This window comes from Mycobacterium sp., from assembly GCF_052144515.1.
GTDB lineage: Bacteria > Actinomycetota > Actinomycetes > Mycobacteriales > Mycobacteriaceae > Mycobacterium.
In genome coordinates, this window is the sequence record NZ_JBKQQD010000135.1 from 1 (window position 1) to 5161 (window position 5161).

At 65.6% G+C, this 5161-nt stretch carries 8 protein-coding genes and 1 pseudogene; 8 read left to right on the plus strand and 1 reads right to left on the minus strand.

The annotated features are described in order from the left end of the window. The 6 genes and pseudogenes from ACLP9N_RS08140 to ACLP9N_RS08165 all read left to right on the plus strand — a co-directional run. Positions 1-145 (plus strand): annotated as a pseudogene (locus ACLP9N_RS08140) (hypothetical protein); the annotation flags it as partial. 710 nt (positions 146-855) lie between these two features. Beyond that, a complete protein-coding gene (locus tag ACLP9N_RS08145; RefSeq protein ID WP_442406912.1) occupies positions 856-1323 on the plus strand; it encodes an Hsp20/alpha crystallin family protein in 468 nt (155 codons plus the stop codon). Positions 1324-1838: 515 nt separating this feature from the next. Beyond that, entirely contained in the window at positions 1839-2117 is a 279-nt protein-coding gene (locus tag ACLP9N_RS08150) for a hypothetical protein (RefSeq protein WP_442406913.1), read from the plus strand. Between the two features lie 621 nt (positions 2118-2738). Further along, positions 2739-3089 carry a hypothetical protein gene (locus ACLP9N_RS08155; RefSeq protein WP_442406914.1) on the plus strand — a complete coding sequence of 117 codons (351 nt, stop codon included), beginning with the start codon at positions 2739-2741 and terminating at the stop codon, positions 3087-3089. Beyond that, positions 3079-3522, plus strand: a complete 444-nt coding sequence (locus tag ACLP9N_RS08160) for a hypothetical protein (protein ID WP_442406915.1) — start codon at positions 3079-3081, stop codon at positions 3520-3522. The genes ACLP9N_RS08155 and ACLP9N_RS08160 overlap by 11 nt, the downstream gene beginning before the upstream one ends. Beyond that, the gene (locus tag ACLP9N_RS08165; protein ID WP_442406916.1) at positions 3512-4012 is read left to right on the plus strand and encodes a hypothetical protein; all 501 of its coding nucleotides are present in this window, start codon (positions 3512-3514) and stop codon (positions 4010-4012) included. Before ACLP9N_RS08160 ends, ACLP9N_RS08165 begins: the two co-directional genes overlap by 11 nt. A 59-nt stretch (positions 4013-4071) precedes the next feature. Here the strand turns inward: ACLP9N_RS08165 and ACLP9N_RS08170 are convergent, their stop codons facing one another. After that, positions 4072-4434 (minus strand): hypothetical protein, encoded by a 363-nt coding sequence (locus ACLP9N_RS08170; RefSeq protein WP_442406917.1) that lies wholly within the window; start codon positions 4432-4434, stop codon positions 4072-4074. Between the two features lie 195 nt (positions 4435-4629). Between ACLP9N_RS08170 and ACLP9N_RS08175 the strand changes: the two genes are divergently transcribed. Both ACLP9N_RS08175 and ACLP9N_RS08180 read left to right on the plus strand, forming a co-directional pair. After that, positions 4630-4917, plus strand: coding sequence for a hypothetical protein (locus ACLP9N_RS08175; RefSeq protein ID WP_442406918.1), 288 nt, complete (start codon positions 4630-4632; stop codon positions 4915-4917). Between the two features lie 12 nt (positions 4918-4929). Further along, positions 4930-5121: a hypothetical protein gene (locus tag ACLP9N_RS08180; RefSeq protein ID WP_442406919.1), complete on the plus strand. Its 192-nt coding sequence runs from the start codon at positions 4930-4932 to the stop codon at positions 5119-5121. Positions 5122-5161 lie beyond the last annotated feature (40 nt).

Consider the following 5161-nt stretch of genomic DNA (forward strand, 5'->3'; position numbering starts at 1 on the left):
TTTTCTGATCAACCGACCCTATGTGCAGCTCTGTGATGAAATGCGCGCACTTCCAACCACATCCGACGTACTAGAAGCGTGGTTGTGGCGCAACGCAGCTCGGATCCTGAACCTCACATTAGGCCACGAGGCGCACCCGGCGTGACTGCTTGTGATGGGGCGCTGCTAAGGCGCCAACCGTCGATTGGCGTGAGTCGGACCCATGCCGAAGGCGTCACCGCCTTCGGTCGAGGCCCAATCCAGTGTCGCGACGTCGCGGGCGCTGTCGCCGCCGTGTGCGCGAATTGGGCGACGGTGCGATGGCGTTGGTAGGCCGTGGAATTGGCCGCGCGTGTGGTGTGGCGGCGCGCGCTGGACTCGACGGTGCTCAACGATGCGGTTGCCACCTGAGGACACGATCACCCAGCTCGCGGTGTGCTTGTTAGGCGAGCAGACCGCGACCGGCTGCGGGAGTTCGGCATACACGAGTCGGACGGCGCTCCTGACGAAAAGGAGCGCCGTCCGAAGCACCAACACCTGGTTACCAAGCGTGCATGATGGCGCGGTGAAATGTGGCCTCGGCGTCAGGAGAGAGTTTCCCGCCTGACGCAAGCCCACCGCGCTGTGCCCAGTTGATGGGCCTTGCTTCGCGTGGGTACCTAGCGCTCATGCTGGGTGCCACAGCCGAGAGGAGGAATCTTTTCTTCCGGTCCGACCTTGGTCTGCCGTGGATCCGTACTTTCACTCTACGCCCGTCTAGGTAAGCGACGCCCCCTGGTGCTCGCGCAGGTGGAGTGCTAAACCGGAAGGAGCGCAGCCAGCCGACACCCGTCGCGATGGCGCGGTGCGGCAACCGACATGTAGGAGGTGGTTGCTGTGCTTCAGCCCGATCCATTCCGTGACATCGACAGACTCGCCGCGCAGCTGCTCGGTACATCGCCCGGATCCGCCCGAGTCCCACTGCCTATGCCGATGGACCTCTACCGCTCCGGTGATCACTACGTGCTCCACGCCGACCTCACGGGCGTGGATCCCGCTTCGGTGGACGTCAGCGTTGATGGCGGCATTCTCACCGTGACGGCACAACGCAGCGAACGCACCGAACACGACGTGCAGTGGCTGAGCTCCGAGCGCTTCACCGGTAGTTACCTGCGTCGCCTGTCCCTCGGTCAGGACATCGACGCCGAGCACATCGCCGCCACCTATCAGAACGGGGTGCTGACGGTAACCCTCCCCGTGGCGGCAAGGGCCAAGCCGCGCCGCATCGAAATCAGCCACGGGGCACGTGAGGAAACAAAGATCGTCGAGCCCGGCGACTCATCCGACCAGCACACCACGACCTAACCTCTCCTCACCTGACGGGGTCCAGGCGGGTGATGCCGGCGGCCCTTGGCTGGTGATGCCCATTTCGCATCGAGTGCGCCAACAGCACCCGGAGCTCTTCGCCGAGGCCATCGTCGTCCACGCACGACAGGGTGACCGGGGTTTGTCCCTCGCCGACCGTGGGGACTTGATATCGACGGGGAGCGCAGTCGGTGCCACATCGATGCAGCGGCAACACCTCGCTTATCTATGGAGACTTGCGCGCCCGTGCGGGCAGGATCTCCGCAGATAAGGGACTTGCGCTGCCTGCTGCCGCCGCTCGACACGCCGGATGCGCCGGTCGCCGAATTTGCAACGTAAATTTGGACGATCTCGACCGGGACGTCCAGATCTAAATTGCGAACCCCTGCAAGCGCCCGGCACTGCACGCAATCAGCACCAACCAACCCCAAAATGGAATTGGTCCACCACCGAAAGAGAAACCCATCACCGACACGCCCGAAGACCTGCCGTCGCCCGACGAGTTCCGGAGGAAGATGGCCTACCTCGACCGCGAGTTCGCGGATGCCCGCCGGTACCTGTCGGCGTTGTGCGCCGAAGACAATCAGGCGCTCGGTGTGCTGATGGTGGAGATCCACCGCAGCGGACGGGCCATGAACGTCTTGGCAGCGATGGCGGTACAGGCCCTCGACTTCGCCCACCTGTCCGCGGATCGCCTCGGCGGCGATGTCCAGAGGTGGCTCGACGAGGCGGCGATCGCCCAGGACACCGCCGAGACCGAGCGGGACCAGACCGAGCTCGGCGGCGAGGGATAACCTTCGGGCCGTACCTGACCGATAGACCGGTGTCGGTGGCCGGGGGTTGGTGCAGCACAAGCGCTGTTGCCATGGCTGCCGACCCCCCTCGGGGTCCGTGCGAGTGACTGCCGCGACCGTTGACGGGGCCCACGATTTTGGCCGGACCATCTGTGTAGTGTCTGGGGCTCTGCGCACCATCGCGGTGAGTCCCAAGCCATACCGGGATTGCTTGGCATGCCGAGATTGGTTGGGCAGTGACGACCGACGCGACCGGCGCACCATCCGCGCCACCCAGCTTCCCCGGCCACCTGGGACCGTTCCCTCGGTTCCGCGGTGCCCACGCCACGCACTCCCACCGGATCCATCCCGTCACGTCAAAGGCTTTCCCTCACAGGCACTCCCGGCCACGGTTCACCATCCCCAGCCACGGGTCACCATCCCCGCACCAATGCGCAAGCGCCAGTAGGGATCTGGCGGTGCCTACCGACAGCGCACCATCCGGTCAACCCCACGGTGACCATCGAGGGGGGTGGGGGGAAGCCCTAGGCCGGTCGCCGCTGCGCATGGCCGAAACGGGACATGTCGGTGCGGGTACGTAGATTCACGAGTTTTGGGCCTGGCCGCGATAGGCTCCGTGGTATGGCCCACGCGTCTGAGACCCGGCGCATCCTGCGTGACCTGGACAAAGAGCTGGCCGCGGCGGGTGCGGCGTCAGGCCGGGATTTGGGGTGGACGGCGCAGGAGCAAGCGATTCTGGGTCAGATTGCGTCGATTCTGGACCGCAAAGCCGAGTTTTTGACTTCCTACGCCGAGGCGACCGATCTGAAAGTGCGGCTCAAGATCAGCTCCGAGCTGCGTCTGCTGGAGCAGGCGGCGGCCCGGCTGATCAAGGGCATCAAGACCGACATCCCGCAGCCGGAGAGCTTGAGAACCATCAAAGCCCGAGCGGCGGTGCGCCGCCGGTGGGATGGCGCTGGACATGCCGGCTGACCGCGGCGGCCAGGTCGACGCCGGCGGCTACCAGTTGCCGCCCGGCAGCTACGCCAAGCTGCTGCGTAAGCAGTGTGAGAGCCGCGCCGAGTTGGAGCACATTGTCCACAATCCACGGTGCGACGTGTTGGTTGATGATTGGCGGCCGGCGCTGGTTGAGCTTGAGAAGGCTAGGAAGCTGGCCGCCGCTGCGGCCGCGGAGATGTTCGAGCAGCTGTTGGCCGCCGGGGAGCCGATCGTCGTCCCCGGTTTCGGGGTGGCCGCGCCGGGCGCGCCGGATTGGCTGCGGCTATCCAGTTGGTCGGGCGGCGCCAGCTCGATCCGCGTCTACCCCGATGATGTCTGCGAGCCGGCGGCGTTTCGTGGTGAGCGAAACGGGGTGGGCTTCGAGCAGGTGCCGGTCGCGCCGCGGCATCAGCATCATGCCTGTTGATCGCGGTGGCCGGGTCGCCGGTGATCGCGCCGACAGCTACGTGCTGGCCGGGGTTTTCACGGCCTGGCATCGCAGCGCCGCCGCTACGGATGCGCGTTGGGACGTGGACGGTGACCGTGACCCGGGTTTCGACGACCTGGACGAACCGTGCGGCGTGTCCGATGACGATTACCAGGCATTGCTGGCTGGGGCGAGGGTGACCGCGGAGGCGGCGGCCGCGGAGCGGATCAAGGCCGGAGAACCGATCCCCGGCGTGCTGTTACGCCCGGGGTGGCCGTTACATCCGTGGTGGGAGCCGTACCGGTTGTTCACCATCCCGCGGGTGCCGTTCTTTCGGGACGACGTTCTTTACCGCATCACGGCCGATGACGTGGTCACGGTTAATCCCGAGCGGACGGCGTGGTACAGGGGGCCAGCAGGCCGCCCGCCGGCAGTCGGTTGTCACCGCGAATCGCGCCGCGCAGTAACGGTCACCAGCCGAACCCGGTAACGCCCAAAATCCTGGCCCCCCCAGCGGCCACGCTGAGGACGCAAACGGCTCGTTGTGGCTCAGGTGCCGCCGGTGTCGTCCTGTAGCGCCCGCGCGGCCCGGTGCAGTGCTAAGCCCACCGCCATCCTGTCGTCGAGGTCGGCACCCCAGTCAAGTTGCACCGCGATCGCCCGATCAGTGACCGCGTCGGCAGCGTCGGTCAGCGCCGAGTCGCAGCGGATGACTTCGAGCGCGACGGTCTCGGCCACCCGGTTGGCGTCAGTCGGCGACAGGTCGTCGAAGACGTGCGCATCGGCCAGCACCGCGGCCAGGGCTTCGAGCGTGGCGTGGGCGGTGCCGGTGATGCCGAGCAGCTCGGGCAGCTCGACGGTGAGGAACCGCACCGCCGGGGTGTTGCTGGTGGTATCGGGGGCAGACGTCATCAGCCCATTATTTCAGCCAGCTAACTGCCCCGTGAGCACACCGTGAGCACAAAACTGTGGCAGTCACAGTTAACTGTTGTCAATCACAGTCATGTCTTTCAGCAGTTAGAGCGCATTTCAAGCCCCCGACCAGGATCGCTGAACCGCTCGAAATACAGTTCAATCCTGACAGGGGGTCTACCATCGGCAATCATCATGAGTACGACCTATTGGCGTGGCGCGGCCGAGGACGAGGCGATGCAGGACGAGCACCGCTTCGTCTGGACGGCGATGCTGGACACTATCGATGTCGACCTCGCCGGGACGCGGGTGCTCGACGTCGGCTGCAACCGGGGAGGCTTTCTGCGGCTGCTCGCCGACGACTGCGGTATCAAAGAGGGCTTCGGCTACGATCCAGCGGCGGGCGCGATCGAGGACGCACGTCGCTTGGCGGGGACGCGCCCGCTGCGGTTCGAGGCCGCCGCAGCGCCACCCGCAGCGTGAAGTGGCTTCGATGTGGCGTTTAGCCACGAGGTGCTTTATCTGCTTGATGATCTGCCAGCCCACGCGACAGCCATCTCCCGGACCCTCAAGCCCGGCGGCGTGTACTACGCCGTCATGGGCGTGCATGCCGCCAGCCCCCTGACGGCGACCTGGCATGCGGAGAACCTCGAGGAGGTGTCTTCTCATCTCCTCCTCCAACTGTAGCTCCAAATGCGTACACTTCCATGCCAAAAAAAAAAGTGAT

Excerpts from the sequence above, each read along its gene's own strand:
- ACLP9N_RS08150 (WP_442406913.1), top strand. The coding sequence starts at position 1,839 with ATGGCCTACCTCGACCGCGAGTTCGCGGATGCCCGCCGGTACCTGTCG.
- ACLP9N_RS08155 (WP_442406914.1), top strand. The coding sequence starts at position 2,739 with ATGGCCCACGCGTCTGAGACCCGGCGCATCCTGCGTGACCTGGACAAA.
- ACLP9N_RS08160 (WP_442406915.1), top strand. The coding sequence starts at position 3,079 with ATGCCGGCTGACCGCGGCGGCCAGGTCGACGCCGGCGGCTACCAGTTG.
- ACLP9N_RS08165 (WP_442406916.1), top strand. The coding sequence starts at position 3,512 with ATGCCTGTTGATCGCGGTGGCCGGGTCGCCGGTGATCGCGCCGACAGC.
- ACLP9N_RS08170 (WP_442406917.1), bottom strand. The coding sequence starts at position 4,434 with ATGACGTCTGCCCCCGATACCACCAGCAACACCCCGGCGGTGCGGTTC.
- ACLP9N_RS08175 (WP_442406918.1), top strand. The coding sequence starts at position 4,630 with ATGAGTACGACCTATTGGCGTGGCGCGGCCGAGGACGAGGCGATGCAG.